Here is a 13,549-nt window from a genome sequence, read left to right as displayed (position 1 = left end):
TTGACTCAACCAACTCGTCGTTTTGCTTTTTTGTAAGCAGTCCGCCGTGTCGGTGGATGCGCATTATAGGGAGATCCGAATTGAGATCAACTGTTTTTTGAAGTTTTTATGAAAAAAATGACTGTTCGCGCAAAATACGAACGAAACGAGTGAAAATAGCACTAAATTACTCGTATTATGGCTATTTAGGCAGTGTTTTTTATAAATGAGCTTGTATTTAAGTTGTATAGAAGGTGATTTAACTATAAAAGAACGCGAATTGATCTTTATATGTGATCTTAATTGCTGGGTGCTAGGTGCTAGGTGCTAGGTGCTAGGTGCTTCAAGATTGCATGGTAATGTTTGGGGTTGATAGAGCTGTTTTATTGATAGTGAAATTTAGTAGTGAATTTTAGAAAGTAAAAAGCCGAGCATAAGCTCGGCTTTTTGGTGTCTTTACGACTTACTCTGCAGACTGCGCGTCTTCTTGAACTTCTTCGTTTGTCGCTGGGCGACCAACTAGTTCAATATAAGCCATTGGTGCATTATCACCAGCACGGAAGCCACACTTAAGAATACGAGTGTAACCACCAGGACGGTCTGTATTACGTGGACCGATTTCGCTGAATAATTTACCAACTACTTCATTATCACGCGTGCGAGCAAACGCTAAACGGCGGTTTGCTACACTGTCAGTCTTAGCCAGTGTGATTAAAGGTTCAATTACACGGCGCAACTCTTTAGCTTTAGGCAAAGTTGTTTTGATGATTTCATGTTTCACCAAAGAACCAGCCATGTTGCTGAACATCGCTTTGCGATGGCTGCTGTTACGGTTTAATTGACGACCACTCTTACGATGGCGCATGACCCTATCCTTCTAACTAAACTAATATAGTGATTTAGATTATTCAGCTAGGCTTGCAGGCGGCCAATTTTCTAGGCGCATACCTAGAGAAAGACCACGTGAAGCTAGCACGTCTTTAATTTCAGTTAGAGACTTCTTACCTAAGTTAGGCGTTTTAAGAAGCTCAACTTCAGTGCGCTGAACTAAATCACCGATATATTGAATTTGCTCGGCTTTCAAACAGTTTGCTGAACGTACTGTTAGCTCAAGATCATCAACTGGACGAAGCAGAATAGGATCGAATTCTGGCTTCTCTTCTTTCTCTTCTGGCTCAGTTACATCACGTAAATCTACGAATGCATCTAATTGCTCAGCTAAGATAGTAGACGCACGGCGGATCGCTTCTTCAGGATCTAGAGTGCCGTTTGTTTCCATATCAATGATTAACTTGTCTAAGTCTGTACGTTGCTCAACACGGGCTGATTCAACCGAGTACGCAATACGTTCAACTGGGCTGAATGATGCATCAAGCAGCAGACGACCAATTGGACGCTCATCGTCATCAGAGGATAAACGACTAGATGCCGGCACATAACCGCGACCGCGCTCAACACGAATACGCATGCTGATCTCGCTGCTATCTGTCGTAAGGTGACAGATAACGTGATCTGGGTTGGCGATAGTTACATCACCATCGTGCTGAATATCAGCCGCAGTCACAGGGCCTACACCAGATTTAGTCAGGGTCAGAAAAACTTCATCTTTGCCTTCTAAAGTTACTGCTAGACCTTTAAGGTTTAACAGAATTTCAATGATGTCTTCTTGTACGCCCTCTTTCGCGCTGTACTCATGCAATACACCGTCGATTTCTACTTCAGTTACTGCACATCCAGGCATAGATGATAACAGTATACGGCGTAAGGCATTACCCAAAGTGTGACCAAAGCCACGCTCTAATGGTTCTAAAACTACTTTAGAACGCGTTGGGTTGATAGCGTCGATATCGACTAACCTTGGTTTTAGGAATTCGGTAACAGAACCCTGCATTTTATCCTCTCTTAACTCTTAACTTTACTTAGAGTAAAGTTCGACGATTAGTTGTTCGTTAATGTCCGCAGACAGATCTGAACGCTCAGGTAGGCGCTTGAAGCTACCTTCCATTTTCTTACCGTCAACTTCAACCCAAGTCGGCTTTTCACGTTGCTCAGCCAACTCTAGAGCAGCGATGATACGTGCTTGTGTTTTTGACTTCTCACGAATTACAACAGTATCTTCTGGAGTAATTACGTATGAAGGAATGTTCACAACACGACCATTAACTAAAATCGCTTTGTGGCTTACTAACTGACGTGCTTCAGCGCGTGTGCTAGCAAAACCCATGCGATATACAACATTGTCTAAACGTTGCTCTAAAAGCTGTAACAAGTTTTCACCTGTATTACCTTTAAGGCGAGCAGCTTCTTTGTAGTAGTTACGGAATTGCTTTTCTAATACACCGTAGATACGACGTACTTTTTGCTTTTCACGTAGCTGTAAACCGTAATCAGATAAGCGACCTTTACGAGCGCCGTGCTGACCAGGTGCAGTCTCAAGTTTACACTTAGAGTCGATAGCTCTTACGCCGCTCTTAAGGAACAGGTCAGTACCTTCACGACGACTCAGCTTGAGCTTAGGGCCCAAATATCTTGCCATGTTATTTCTCCTAACCTATTGTTAAACGCGACGTTTCTTCGGTGGACGACAACCATTATGAGGGATTGGCGTCACGTCAGTGATGTTGGTGATACGGTAACCAGCAGCATTCAAAGCACGTACAGCAGATTCACGACCTGGACCTGGACCTTTGATGAAAACTTCTAGATTTTTTAAACCGTATTCTTGAGCAGCAGTACCTGCACGCTCTGCAGCAACCTGAGCCGCGAATGGAGTAGATTTACGTGAACCACGGAAACCTGAACCACCTGCTGTTGCCCAAGATAGTGCATTACCTTGACGGTCGGTAATTGTTACAATAGTGTTGTTGAAAGAAGCATGAACGTGAGCCATACCATCAGCAACTTGCTTTTTAACCTTCTTACGACGAATTGGTGCTTTAGCCATAATCTACCCCACCTTATTTCTTGATAGGCTTGCGAGGACCCTTACGAGTACGCGCGTTAGTCTTAGTACGTTGACCACGTAGTGGTAACGAACGACGGTGACGTAGGCCACGGAAACAACCAAGGTCCATAAGGCGCTTGATATTTAATGTAACTTCACGACGAAGGTCACCTTCTACAGTGTACTTGCCAACTGCTTCACGCAATACGTCAAGTGTTTCGTCTGAAAGTTCACCGATTTTTGTGGTCTCGGCGATACCAGTCGCTGCTAAGATAGCCTTAGAGCGAGTCTTACCTATGCCATAAATAGCAGTTAAACCGATAACTGCGTGTTTATGATCAGGGACGTTAATGCCAGCGATACGGGCCACTAACACATCTCCTATATTTGAATTTGGTAATCATCTGTTTGAAAAGCCCGTAAGGATACTCAAACGAAGACCAAATCACAACTAAAAACACAGGCCGAGTAAATAACTCAGCCTGCACGACTGTTTAATTAGCCTTGCCTTTGCTTGTGCTTAGGCTCACTGCAAATTACGCGTACTACACCAGCACGTTTAATAACTTTACAGTTACGGCATATTTTCTTAACGGAAGCACGTACTTTCATTGCTCAACTCCGTAAAATGACCTTATCGACCGTAGCCTTTAAGGTTTGCTTTTTTCAGCACAGAATCATACTGATGTGACATCAGATGCGTCTGTACTTGTGCCATAAAGTCCATGATTACAACAACGATAATCAAAATTGATGTACCGCCGAAATAGAATGGCGTTTGCCATGCCATAGTCATGAATTCGGGCACCAGACAGATAAAGGTTATATACAAAGCACCTGCCAATGTCAGGCGTGTCATCACTTTATCAATGTATTTAGATGTCTGCTCACCTGGACGAATACCTGGGATAAATGCGCCAGATTTTTTCAGGTTATCTGCTGTTTCACGCGGGTTAAATACCAACGCGGTGTAGAAAAAGCAGAAGAAGATAATAGCCGCAGCTAAAACCATCGCATATAAAGGTTGACCTGGAGTCAACGTTGTAGCGATTGCTTGTAGCACATCAGCGACCGGACCTTCACCCTGGCCGAACCAGCTTGCAATTGTACCAGGGAACAGAATTATACTGCTAGCAAAGATTGGTGGAATAACACCCGCCATGTTTACTTTCAGTGGTAAGTGCGTGCTTTGAGCAGCAAATACCTGACGACCTTGTTGACGCTTTGCGTAGTTAACGACGATACGACGTTGACCACGTTCAAAGAATACAACTAGGTAAGTAACAGCGAATACGATTACAGCAATCAATAACAGTACAAGTACATTCAGATCACCTTGGCGCGCCATTTCGGCTGTCGAACCAATAGCAGACGGCAGGTTAGCTACGATACCAACAAAAATCAGAACTGAGATACCGTTACCGATACCACGTTCTGTAATTTGTTCGCCCAACCACATTAGGAACATAGTACCAGTTACTAAACTCACTACAGCAGTGAAATAGAAACCGATACCAGGGTTAACAACTAACCCGTCCATCATACCCGGTAAGCTTGTAGCAATACCGATTGATTGGATTGTAGCAAGCACAAGCGTGCCGTAGCGTGTGTACTGGCTAATTTTCTTACGCCCTTGCTCACCTTCTTTCTTAAGCTCTATAAACGGCGGATACATATGCGTTAATAGTTGCGTAATAATCGAAGCCGAGATATACGGCATAATACCCAGTGCTAACACTGAAGCTCGCTCAAGCGCACCACCGCTGAACATGTTAAACATTTCAACAATGGTGCCCTTTTGTTGCTCGAAGAAATCGGCAAGTACAGCGGCGTCAATCCCAGGGATCGGCACGAATGAACCTAGACGGTAAATAATGATAGCACCTAATACAAATAGTAATCGACGCTTCAATTCCGAAAGCCCACTTTGTGCACTTTTCATATCTTGACCTGGTTTAGCCATTAGTACTTCCTTAGTCTTCTACCTTGCCTCCGGCAGCTTCGATAGCTTCGCGAGCACCTTTAGTCACTTTAAGACCTTTAACGGTAACTGCGCGTGAAACTTCGCCAGATTTAACTACTTTAACGAACTGGATGTTCTTTTTAACTAGACCAGCTGCTTGTAACGCGTTTACGTCTACTACATCGCCTTCAACTTTAGCGATTTCAAAAAGGTTAACTTCAGTAGATACTAATGATTTACGTGAAGTGAAACCAAATTTAGGTAGACGACGTTGCATAGGCATTTGACCGCCTTCGAAACCAACGCGTACTTTACCGCCAGAACGTGATTTTTGGCCTTTATGACCACGGCCACCAGTCTTACCAAGACCAGAACCAATACCACGACCTAGACGTTTCTTTTCAGTTTTTGCACCAGCAGCAGGTGAAAGTGTATTCAAATGCATCGAATTAACCCTCAACCTTTACCATGTAAGAAACTTGGTTAATCATACCACGCACACATGCTGTGTCTTCTAACTCAACAGTGTGATTGATACGACGTAGACCAAGACCGCGTAATGTAGCTTTATGCTTCGGTAAACGACCGATAGAGCTCTTTACTTGTGTTACTTTTACAGTTTTATTAGCCATGGTTTACCCCGTGATTTCGTCAACGCTAAGACCACGTTTAGCAGCGATTGACTCTGGAGAGTTCATGTTCTCTAGAGCAGCAATCGTTGCACGAACGATGTTGATCGGGTTAGTTGAACCGTATGCTTTTGACAATACGTTCTGTACACCAGTTACTTCTAGTACTGCACGCATCGCACCACCGGCGATGATACCTGTACCTTCAGAAGCAGGCTGCATGTATACTTTAGAACCCGCGTGGCGACCCTTGATTGGGTGCTGTAGCGTGTTACCGTTAAGGTCTACACTGATCATGTTGCGACGTGCTTTTTCCATTGCTTTTTGAATAGCAGCTGGAACTTCACGTGCTTTACCATAACCAAAACCTACTTTACCTGCGCCGTCACCAACTACTGTTAGTGCAGTGAAGCTAAAGATACGACCACCTTTAACCACTTTAGACACACGGTTTACCGCGATTAGCTTTTCAGCCAAATCAGGCTGTTGTTGCTTTGCTTCTACGTTAGCCATTGTCTACTCCTAGAATTGCAGACCGGCTTCACGCGCTGCATCAGCAAGCGCCTTCACACGGCCGTGATATTTAAAGCCACTGCGATCAAAAGCAATCTTTTCGATGCCTTTGTCAGCTGCACGTTCAGCAACCGCTTTACCAACTGCTTGAGCAGCTGCAACGTTACCTGTGCCTTTAACTGTTTCGCTAATTGCTTTTTCAACAGTAGAAGCAGCAGCCAGTACAGTACCCTCAGCAGTAACTACTTGAGCGTAAATGTGACGTGGCGTGCGGTGGATAACAAGACGCGTTGTGCCTTGTTCAATGTAATTTCTACGAGTGCGCTTAGCACGACGTAGACGAGCTGTTTTTTTATCCATCGTCTTACCTTACTTCTTCTTAGCCTCTTTACGGCGTACATTCTCGTCCGCGTAACGAACACCTTTACCTTTATAAGGCTCAGGTTTACGGTATGCACGGATGTTAGCAGCTGTTTGACCAACTAACTGCTTGTCTACGCCCTTAACTAGAACTTCTGTTTGGCTTGGTGTTTCAATCGTAATACCTTCTGGTACTTCGAAATTCACTGGGTGTGAGAAACCAAGAGTTAAGTCTAATACTTTGCCCTTAGCTGCTGCACGGTAACCAACACCTACTAACTGAAGTTTCTTCTCGTAACCTTCATGCGTACCAACAACCATGTTGTTGATTAGAGCGCGAGCAGTACCTGCTTGTGCCCATGCATTAGCTACGCCTTCACGAGGTAAAGTTGTAATAACGTTGTCGTTAACTTGTACTTCAACAGCGTCGTTGATAGTACGAGTTAATTCACCGTTTTTGCCTTTAACTGTGATGTCCTGGCCTTTTAATGTAACTTCTACACCGGCAGGAACATTGATTGGTGCCTTTGCTATGCGAGACATAGTTCCCCTCCGATTAAGCTACAAAGCCAATGATCTCACCACCAACGCCGGCACTACGTGCTGCGCGGTCTGTCATTAGGCCTTTAGAAGTTGATACGATAGCGATACCAAGACCACCCATTACCTTTGGTAATTCGTCACGTTTCTTATAGATACGTAGACCAGGGCGGCTAACACGCTGGATGTTTTCAATAACAGCTTTGCCTTCGAAATATTTTAAATCGATAGAAAGCTCAGGCTTCGCTTCACCGCTTACAGCGTAATCTGCGATATAACCTTCATCTTTTAATACTTTAGCTACTGCTACTTTCAGTTTTGAAGTTGGCATCGTTACTGATACTTTCTTCGCTGACTGACCGTTACGGATACGTGTAAACAAATCCGCAATAGGATCTTGCAAGCTCATAGTCTTACTCCCGTGATACTATTACCAGCTAGCCTTTTTAAGGCCAGGAATTTCACCGCGCATAGCTGCTTCGCGAACTTTAATACGGCTCATGCCGAATTTGCGAAGGTAACCATGTGGGCGGCCCGTAACGTTACAACGATTACGTTGACGTGAAGAGCTAGAATCACGTGGTAAAGCTTGTAGCTTTAATACCGCGTCCCAACGATCATCGTCAGATGTATTAACATCACTGATGATAGCTTTTAGTGCCGCACGCTTTTCAGCGAACTGAGCAACTAATTTCGCACGCTTTGCTTCGCGCGCTTTCATAGAATTCTTTGCCATAACCCTACCCTTATTTCTTGAATGGGAAGTTAAACGCTTCTAACAACGCACGGCCTTCATCATCTGTTTTCGCAGAAGTAGTGATTGTGATATCCATACCGCGAACACGGTCTACTTTATCATAATCGATTTCTGGGAAGATGATTTGCTCACGTACGCCCATGCTGTAGTTACCACGTCCATCAAAAGACTTAGCACTTACACCACGGAAGTCACGGATACGCGGGATAGCGATTGAAACCAAACGCTCAAAAAAGTCCCACATACGCTCGCCACGTAGGGTTACTTTACAACCAATTGGGTAACCTTCACGCACTTTGAAGCCAGCAACTGATTTGCGTGCTTTAGTGATTAGAGGTTTCTGACCAGAGATTGCTTCTAGATCCGCAACAGCGTTATCTAGGATCTTCTTGTCAGCTAGAGCTTCGCCCACACCCATGTTTAATGTGATCTTTTCGATCTGAGGGACTTGCATGACAGAGCTGAAACCAAACTTCTCTTGAAGCTCAGCAACTACTTTGTCTTTATATACTTCATGCAGTTTCGCCATCATTCTACTCCAACTATTAGATAGTTTTACCAGTAGATTTAAAGATACGTAATTTCTTACCATCTTCAATCTTGAAACCTACACGATCTGCTTTACCCGTTTCCGAGTTGTAGATCGCAACGTTTGATACGTCGATAGACGCTTCTTTCTCAACAATACCGCCAGCTTGGTTCAACTGAGGAACAGGCTTTTGGTGCTTCTTGATTAAGTTGATGCCTTCGACAAATACTCGACCAGATTCAGCAACAACTGAAAGCACTTTACCGCGCTTACCTTTGTCTTTGCCTGCTAGTACGATTACTTCGTCATCACGACGGATTTTTGCTGCCATGATAGACTCCTTATAGTACTTCTGGTGCTAGTGAAACGATTTTCATGAACTTTTCAGTACGAAGTTCACGAGTCACAGGGCCGAAGATACGAGTACCAATTGGCTGTAAGTTATCGTTTAAGATAACAGCCGCATTGCTATCGAAACGGATCAAAGAACCGTCCGGACGACGAACGCCTTTTTTAGTACGCACAACTACCGCGTTTTTAACATCACCTTTCTTCACTTTACCGCGAGGAATAGCTTCTTTTACAGAAACTTTGATGATATCGCCAACCGCTGCATAGCGACGGTGCGAACCGCCAAGGACTTTAATACACTGCACTTTGCGAGCGCCGCTGTTATCAGCAACGTCCAGCTGAGTTTGCATTTGGATCATGTTAATGACCTCCGGTGTAGAAATTACAACACGCCTTAATTTTGTTTAAAATCAAGACATTTCGGTTAAATTCCACTCAAAAAACAAGCAAGTTGTCTCTTAAGGGCGGGCAATTGTAGCAGCAATGGCAAGGAAGTGGTAGGTTATTTTTTAATTAATTTGGAATTAATCATAATGCCTGCAATGAGGAATTACAGCAGCTTGCTGGTTTGTTATTGATTATAAAACAAACAGGACGCAAATGCGCCCTGTTTTTGACTTTAATTAAATTTTTATTAATTACCAAATAGACCTTTTAATTTGTCTTTGATTTTATCTTTAGCTTTTTCTTTGACTTCTTCTTTAGCCGCATCACTGACATCTAGGCTATAACCAACATCATGGAATGGACCTTTGATACGCAGTGGAATTTTAAAGCCGGTACTGTCATCGGTCGTGCCTTGCCCTTCGATTGAATCAACAATCCCCGTTACCAAGCGATAGTCTACATTCGTCATAGGTAAATCAACTTTACCTGAGCCTGTAATGCGAATAAGCGGGCTAAGTAGTGATAGGTCTTTATTTTCACCAACACCGTTAGTGAATACAAAACTGCCCTGCAATGCCGAGAAGTCTGTTTGCTGTGAGTTATCAAAGCCTGTATCTAAACCTTCTGATACTGCGCTTAAGTTACCTTTGATAAGCTCTTTCGCTTTACGAACCATCTCTGCAATGTTGGCCCCTTTTACCGCACCATCAGCAAACTCAAAGCCTAACTTACCATTTAAAGCATTGATAAAGCTCTTTTGGCTTTGACCTGTGGTCGTTAGATCCCAATTTAGAGAGCCTTTACCCATTAACTTATCGAAACCAGCCGCATCAGTTAGTAATGGCTGTGCATCGATTTTATCTAAAGAAAAGTTAGTACTAATTTTATAAGGTGTTTGCTTGGCGTTAACGGTTATTACACCTTTACCATTGCCTTCATAAGCAACAAACTTATCTAAACTGATTTTAGCCACGGCATTTTTTAGGTTCACCGTTAACTGGTTTTCACCAAGGGTAATATCATTTGCTTTTAAGCCACTTGAACGCACGACTACATTTGCATCTAGTGCGTTTAAGCCGCTCATATCAATTGCAGTATCATCCCAAACAATTGGCTGTGCTGGTGCATCTGCGGCAGGTTCTGCTTGTTCTTCTTTAGCTACGCCCTCTGGTAGGTAAGGGTTTAGATCAAGCATACCTAAATCAATATCGGCATTCACAGCTAAACGATCACCAAGCTTAATATCGCTTTTACCTTTAATTTGCAGCTCATCTAGGGTGGCAAGTAGCTCAGTAAGCTTAAACTGCTGTCCTTTTAGGTGCATTGAACCCTTTACATTAAAGGCATTAAACGCATTTTCTTTTGCATTAAGCTCAACACCTTGCCAACTCGCAATATTTTTAACAGAGTCACCACTTACAGAAAGAAGCCCTTGCACGTCATTACCCATTTCTGCAATTGCACCTTTAAAATTTAAATCGACTAAGCGCGAATCAACCTCAGTGCTTACATTAAACGTTTCGCCTTCAATCGCTTTAACAGGTGTATCTAGCGTGACATCTAAATCAAAGCGCTCACCCATATAGGTAATACCGCCTTTTAATTCTAAGGTCTTACGAAGAGAAGGTAATAAGATTGCTAATTCTAAATCGCTTATCTGTTGCTTTGCCCCGGTTTTACCATCTAGATAAGTGAAAGTACCACCGTAGATTGCTACTTCACCAAGTTCGATATCAAAGTTATCTGGTAAGTTAACAGCGCCAGAACTCTTTTGCTGCTCTGTCTGTGGTTGCTCAGCAACCGCATCAAATAATTGCCAGTTTGCTTTACCATTTTTATCGGTTTCTAACAAAATTGTTGGTTCGTTAATAACGAATTTATCAAGCTTAAACTCACCGCCAAATAACGACATCCACGGGATACGGATAGCAAGTTGCTGCATGCTTGCCATATCTTTTTGCGAGCCTGTTTGCATATTGGCAAAGTGCACATCATTCAATTCGAGTTTTAATGATGGAAATACCGACAGCTTTTTATCGCCATTAATAGTCAGACTACGACCTGTGGTTTGTTCTACTTGCTCCGATACTTTATTAAATATCGCGTCTGTAGGTATTAGGAATGGTGCTGCGACTACCAATGCAATCAGTAATACGAAGATGACACCAACAATTTTCAGTAAGGTTTTCATAATCATCCTTAAAAATGGGCAAACAATGTTCTTATCATAGCGGGAGTTAGGCGCAATTGCATTGCCGAACACACAAAAAGGTTTGTAAACAAGCTTAGGTACAAGAATATGAATCAGCGCTGAAACTTTTTGATACCTATAGGTTACAAAAAGATCTTGACCGTATGATACCCTAGGGTTACATTGATACCTGTAGGTTACATTTGAGTTTAAAATAAAAGGAAACGATTATGTCTAAGCAAGATATCAAAACGGAAGAAAAGTTTATGAGTCATAACGCATGGTTTTCAATATTCATGGGAGTCACGTTATTAATTATTAGTGTTTACCCAATGCTCAAGCAAACATCAGTATTTTTACTGTTTATTGGTGTTGCCGCATTTTTAGGATCTTTCTTTATGTTTGTGATTAGAGGGGGATTTACATGGAAACTTGGTTATCGCCTTACTTATAAGGATGAATTTTTAAATACGATTGATACCATCGCTTATAAACATGTTGTGCTTGGATTGCTTTTTAGCATGGGGGCTATTTTTTTATTGTCTGATGAACTTGCTTTAAATGTATCTCATAGCATGATGGCCACATTTTACCTTGCCTTGATGTGTTTGATATATGGCGTATCAATTCTTTGGCAAAGTAGAGACTAGGTATAAAAGTGCAAAATAATATCGCTAAATTCCGCAAAGAAAAGGGATTATCGCAGCAAGAACTTGCTGATGCCATTGCAGTATCACGTAAAACCATTAGCACAGTTGAAACAGGCCGCTTTATACCCTCGGTGATTATCGCGTTAAAAATTGCTGCTCAGTTTGAACTCAGTGTTGAGCAATTATTTACACTCGATGACAATGATTAATAAACCACGTCAGTCGCAATCTTACTTATAAATTATCAGTAAGATTGCATCATTTCATTACTTCGGTATGATGCACGACCCTGTTGTTTTTGCACCCTGTGTACTAAAATTAAACAACCCAATTTGGTCAAAACTGGAGTATCGATTAAGCATGAAGAAACTGCTTATTTCACCGTCAAAAATGGCGCTTGGCGAGCAAGAAAGTCAAATTTATCAAAATATTCTCAAGCAAGCCTCTGATATCAGCTTAAACCTTATGGCAGTTAAAGTAGAAAACCACCCTGAAGACTTTTTAGGATGGTGCTATGAGCTATTAAGTGCAAGCCGCGATCGCATTAACTACGATCTGTTAGAAGATAAGCAATTACCCACTCTTAAAAAACTTCATGACTTATTAATTTCTGCAATCAGCTTTTTGCAGCTAAAAACATTAAGGGTTGCGCCATGGCCTGTTATTGCAGGCTTCATCGAGCAGCATAAAGAGCTTGTAGCCCTTGATGAGCAACTACGCTTAGCTAAGTACATTGCTGCAATTAAATCGCAATCCCTAAAAGAGATGATCCCAGAAGACCGTTTAGCGTTTTCAGGTAAACACAGTGCCTCGCTTGATCCAAGTAGCTATAACTTCGACGTTGAATGGTTTGCTTCTACTAAGAACGCGAAAGGTTTCCACCAAATGTTGAGTGATTTACCAGGTGCGTTCGATGAGGCGCTTGCACACATTCCACTTGAGGGTGAAGTAACGCAAGAACATTATCAGCATTTTATGGTTGCTTACTTCATGGCGTTTAATGGCAGCGATGAAAAGCCAACGCTTGCTCCTGCTACTCGCTTGCTTGCGATGCGCCGACCTGACGTGTTTACACCAATCGTAAATAGTAAACTTGATGCCCTTTGTGCGGCATTAGGTATTACTAAGCTTAATAACCGTGATTTTGAGCGCTACTGGCAAGATGTTATCGAAGCAATACATAACATGCCTTGGTTCAAAATGGCCAGTGCAGCAAATGAGCTTGAACAATCTCTGGTTGAAATCAAAGCCCTATTGCCTAGCTTCTTTTATTATGCAGATAAAAGTACCGCTGATAACTCAAACTATATTAAGTTGTTAAACAAACCTAAGAGTACCACGAGCTCAGCAGGTAAAAAGACCGTACGCCGTGGCAAAGAATCAGCTGAGATACTGGTAGACCGCGCACTAGCAAGTGATGATATCCCTGAACATATCAAAGCTAAGCGCGATTCAATCATCAGTGAAGTAGAAAAAGGCCGCAGTGTTGAAGAAACCATTAGTCTAATGCGTGCAATTTTCGGCTAAGTTACTCTCAAATAAGCAAAACCCGGTTGCTTCGCAATTGTGCAACCGGGTTATTTTTTGCACCACTCATGTGCGCATGAACAATTCAAATAACTATCCTTTTCACAATTAAACAAGTTTAAAAGCCTGTTTTTAAAGCCTTTAAGCATAAAATATCCCGTTAGTAATTAACTTGGCACAACCAGTGCAATATCGTATCCAGACAACACATAGAAAATGTCCTCAAATA

The 13,549-nt window shown here is 42.4% G+C and carries 21 protein-coding genes; 3 read left to right on the top strand and 18 right to left on the bottom strand.

Going from position 1 to position 13,549, the window contains the following annotated elements:
• Positions 1-442 precede the first annotated feature (442 nt).
• From rplQ to IRQ78_RS16100, 18 genes are all read right to left on the bottom strand, one after another.
• Entirely contained in the window at positions 443-844 is a 402-nt protein-coding gene (gene rplQ / locus IRQ78_RS16185; protein ID WP_004589197.1) for a 50S ribosomal protein L17, read from the bottom strand.
• Positions 845-883: 39 nt separating this feature from the next.
• Entirely contained in the window at positions 884-1,870 is a 987-nt protein-coding gene (locus IRQ78_RS16180; RefSeq protein ID WP_004589198.1) for a DNA-directed RNA polymerase subunit alpha, read from the bottom strand.
• A gap of 24 nt (positions 1,871-1,894) precedes the next feature.
• Positions 1,895-2,515, bottom strand: coding sequence for a 30S ribosomal protein S4 (gene rpsD / locus IRQ78_RS16175; RefSeq protein WP_036974007.1), 621 nt, complete (start codon positions 2,513-2,515; stop codon positions 1,895-1,897).
• A 21-nt stretch (positions 2,516-2,536) separates the two neighbouring features.
• Positions 2,537-2,923 (bottom strand): 30S ribosomal protein S11, encoded by a 387-nt coding sequence (rpsK, locus tag IRQ78_RS16170; RefSeq protein WP_036974009.1) that lies wholly within the window; start codon positions 2,921-2,923, stop codon positions 2,537-2,539.
• Positions 2,924-2,936: 13 nt separating this feature from the next.
• Positions 2,937-3,293, bottom strand: coding sequence for a 30S ribosomal protein S13 (gene rpsM, locus IRQ78_RS16165; RefSeq protein WP_036974011.1), 357 nt, complete (start codon positions 3,291-3,293; stop codon positions 2,937-2,939).
• 128 nt (positions 3,294-3,421) lie between these two features.
• Complete coding sequence (rpmJ, locus tag IRQ78_RS16160; protein ID WP_002959476.1) at positions 3,422-3,535, bottom strand: 50S ribosomal protein L36; 114 nt, start codon at positions 3,533-3,535, stop codon at positions 3,422-3,424.
• Between the two features lie 22 nt (positions 3,536-3,557).
• Positions 3,558-4,886, bottom strand: a complete 1,329-nt coding sequence (gene secY, locus IRQ78_RS16155; RefSeq protein ID WP_036974013.1) for a preprotein translocase subunit SecY — start codon at positions 4,884-4,886, stop codon at positions 3,558-3,560.
• A gap of 10 nt (positions 4,887-4,896) precedes the next feature.
• The gene (gene rplO, locus IRQ78_RS16150) at positions 4,897-5,331 is read right to left on the bottom strand and encodes a 50S ribosomal protein L15 (RefSeq protein WP_054554386.1); all 435 of its coding nucleotides are present in this window, start codon (positions 5,329-5,331) and stop codon (positions 4,897-4,899) included.
• Positions 5,332-5,335: 4 nt separating this feature from the next.
• Positions 5,336-5,518: a 50S ribosomal protein L30 gene (gene rpmD, locus IRQ78_RS16145; protein ID WP_016710201.1), complete on the bottom strand. Its 183-nt coding sequence runs from the start codon at positions 5,516-5,518 to the stop codon at positions 5,336-5,338.
• A gap of 3 nt (positions 5,519-5,521) precedes the next feature.
• On the bottom strand, positions 5,522-6,028 hold the full coding sequence (rpsE, locus tag IRQ78_RS16140; RefSeq protein ID WP_036974018.1) for a 30S ribosomal protein S5: 507 nt from the start codon (positions 6,026-6,028) through the stop codon (positions 5,522-5,524).
• Between the two features lie 9 nt (positions 6,029-6,037).
• A complete protein-coding gene (rplR, locus tag IRQ78_RS16135; protein ID WP_036974021.1) occupies positions 6,038-6,388 on the bottom strand; it encodes a 50S ribosomal protein L18 in 351 nt (116 codons plus the stop codon).
• A gap of 9 nt (positions 6,389-6,397) precedes the next feature.
• Complete coding sequence (rplF, locus tag IRQ78_RS16130; protein ID WP_054554387.1) at positions 6,398-6,931, bottom strand: 50S ribosomal protein L6; 534 nt, start codon at positions 6,929-6,931, stop codon at positions 6,398-6,400.
• A gap of 13 nt (positions 6,932-6,944) precedes the next feature.
• Positions 6,945-7,337: a 30S ribosomal protein S8 gene (gene rpsH / locus IRQ78_RS16125; protein WP_054554388.1), complete on the bottom strand. Its 393-nt coding sequence runs from the start codon at positions 7,335-7,337 to the stop codon at positions 6,945-6,947.
• Positions 7,338-7,358: 21 nt separating this feature from the next.
• Positions 7,359-7,664, bottom strand: a complete 306-nt coding sequence (gene rpsN / locus IRQ78_RS16120) for a 30S ribosomal protein S14 (protein WP_054554389.1) — start codon at positions 7,662-7,664, stop codon at positions 7,359-7,361.
• 10 nt (positions 7,665-7,674) lie between these two features.
• The gene (gene rplE / locus IRQ78_RS16115; protein WP_054554390.1) at positions 7,675-8,214 is read right to left on the bottom strand and encodes a 50S ribosomal protein L5; all 540 of its coding nucleotides are present in this window, start codon (positions 8,212-8,214) and stop codon (positions 7,675-7,677) included.
• A 16-nt stretch (positions 8,215-8,230) separates the two neighbouring features.
• Complete coding sequence (rplX, locus tag IRQ78_RS16110; protein ID WP_054554391.1) at positions 8,231-8,545, bottom strand: 50S ribosomal protein L24; 315 nt, start codon at positions 8,543-8,545, stop codon at positions 8,231-8,233.
• Between the two features lie 10 nt (positions 8,546-8,555).
• Positions 8,556-8,924, bottom strand: coding sequence for a 50S ribosomal protein L14 (gene rplN / locus IRQ78_RS16105; protein ID WP_010378257.1), 369 nt, complete (start codon positions 8,922-8,924; stop codon positions 8,556-8,558).
• Positions 8,925-9,199: 275 nt separating this feature from the next.
• Positions 9,200-11,143, bottom strand: coding sequence for an AsmA family protein (locus IRQ78_RS16100; RefSeq protein ID WP_166341083.1), 1,944 nt, complete (start codon positions 11,141-11,143; stop codon positions 9,200-9,202).
• Between the two features lie 230 nt (positions 11,144-11,373).
• On the opposite strand from IRQ78_RS16100, the gene IRQ78_RS16095 reads away from it, so the two are divergent.
• The 3 genes from IRQ78_RS16095 to IRQ78_RS16085 all read left to right on the top strand — a co-directional run bounded on the left by IRQ78_RS16095 (position 11,374) and on the right by IRQ78_RS16085 (position 13,320).
• A complete protein-coding gene (locus tag IRQ78_RS16095; protein ID WP_054554393.1) occupies positions 11,374-11,793 on the top strand; it encodes a hypothetical protein in 420 nt (139 codons plus the stop codon).
• A gap of 8 nt (positions 11,794-11,801) precedes the next feature.
• Positions 11,802-12,002 (top strand): helix-turn-helix transcriptional regulator, encoded by a 201-nt coding sequence (locus IRQ78_RS16090; protein ID WP_194442682.1) that lies wholly within the window; start codon positions 11,802-11,804, stop codon positions 12,000-12,002.
• Between the two features lie 151 nt (positions 12,003-12,153).
• On the top strand, positions 12,154-13,320 hold the full coding sequence (locus tag IRQ78_RS16085; RefSeq protein ID WP_194442681.1) for a hypothetical protein: 1,167 nt from the start codon (positions 12,154-12,156) through the stop codon (positions 13,318-13,320).
• The last annotated feature ends 229 nt before the right edge of the window (positions 13,321-13,549 follow it).

Source organism: Pseudoalteromonas simplex (genome assembly GCF_015278155.1).
GTDB classification, from domain to species: Bacteria; Pseudomonadota; Gammaproteobacteria; order Enterobacterales; family Alteromonadaceae; genus Pseudoalteromonas; species Pseudoalteromonas simplex.
This window is presented reverse-complemented; position numbering and strand designations above follow the sequence as displayed.

What these genes read in the sequence shown, in the direction of transcription:
- rplF (WP_054554387.1), bottom strand. Translation starts at nt 6,931, where the DNA reads ATGTCTCGCATAGCAAAGGCACCAATCAATGTTCCTGCCGGTGTAGAA.
- rpsK (WP_036974009.1), bottom strand. Translation starts at nt 2,923, where the DNA reads ATGGCTAAAGCACCAATTCGTCGTAAGAAGGTTAAAAAGCAAGTTGCT.
- rplQ (WP_004589197.1), bottom strand. Translation starts at nt 844, where the DNA reads ATGCGCCATCGTAAGAGTGGTCGTCAATTAAACCGTAACAGCAGCCAT.
- rpsE (WP_036974018.1), bottom strand. Translation starts at nt 6,028, where the DNA reads ATGGCTAACGTAGAAGCAAAGCAACAACAGCCTGATTTGGCTGAAAAG.
- secY (WP_036974013.1), bottom strand. Translation starts at nt 4,886, where the DNA reads ATGGCTAAACCAGGTCAAGATATGAAAAGTGCACAAAGTGGGCTTTCG.
- rplN (WP_010378257.1), bottom strand. Translation starts at nt 8,924, where the DNA reads ATGATCCAAATGCAAACTCAGCTGGACGTTGCTGATAACAGCGGCGCT.
- rpmD (WP_016710201.1), bottom strand. Translation starts at nt 5,518, where the DNA reads ATGGCTAATAAAACTGTAAAAGTAACACAAGTAAAGAGCTCTATCGGT.
- rpsD (WP_036974007.1), bottom strand. Translation starts at nt 2,515, where the DNA reads ATGGCAAGATATTTGGGCCCTAAGCTCAAGCTGAGTCGTCGTGAAGGT.
- rplO (WP_054554386.1), bottom strand. Translation starts at nt 5,331, where the DNA reads ATGCATTTGAATACACTTTCACCTGCTGCTGGTGCAAAAACTGAAAAG.
- IRQ78_RS16085 (WP_194442681.1), top strand. Translation starts at nt 12,154, where the DNA reads ATGAAGAAACTGCTTATTTCACCGTCAAAAATGGCGCTTGGCGAGCAA.
- rpsN (WP_054554389.1), bottom strand. Translation starts at nt 7,664, where the DNA reads ATGGCAAAGAATTCTATGAAAGCGCGCGAAGCAAAGCGTGCGAAATTA.
- IRQ78_RS16180 (WP_004589198.1), bottom strand. Translation starts at nt 1,870, where the DNA reads ATGCAGGGTTCTGTTACCGAATTCCTAAAACCAAGGTTAGTCGATATC.
- IRQ78_RS16095 (WP_054554393.1), top strand. Translation starts at nt 11,374, where the DNA reads ATGTCTAAGCAAGATATCAAAACGGAAGAAAAGTTTATGAGTCATAAC.
- rplR (WP_036974021.1), bottom strand. Translation starts at nt 6,388, where the DNA reads ATGGATAAAAAAACAGCTCGTCTACGTCGTGCTAAGCGCACTCGTAGA.
- rpsH (WP_054554388.1), bottom strand. Translation starts at nt 7,337, where the DNA reads ATGAGCTTGCAAGATCCTATTGCGGATTTGTTTACACGTATCCGTAAC.
- IRQ78_RS16100 (WP_166341083.1), bottom strand. Translation starts at nt 11,143, where the DNA reads ATGAAAACCTTACTGAAAATTGTTGGTGTCATCTTCGTATTACTGATT.
- rplE (WP_054554390.1), bottom strand. Translation starts at nt 8,214, where the DNA reads ATGGCGAAACTGCATGAAGTATATAAAGACAAAGTAGTTGCTGAGCTT.
- rpmJ (WP_002959476.1), bottom strand. Translation starts at nt 3,535, where the DNA reads ATGAAAGTACGTGCTTCCGTTAAGAAAATATGCCGTAACTGTAAAGTT.
- rplX (WP_054554391.1), bottom strand. Translation starts at nt 8,545, where the DNA reads ATGGCAGCAAAAATCCGTCGTGATGACGAAGTAATCGTACTAGCAGGC.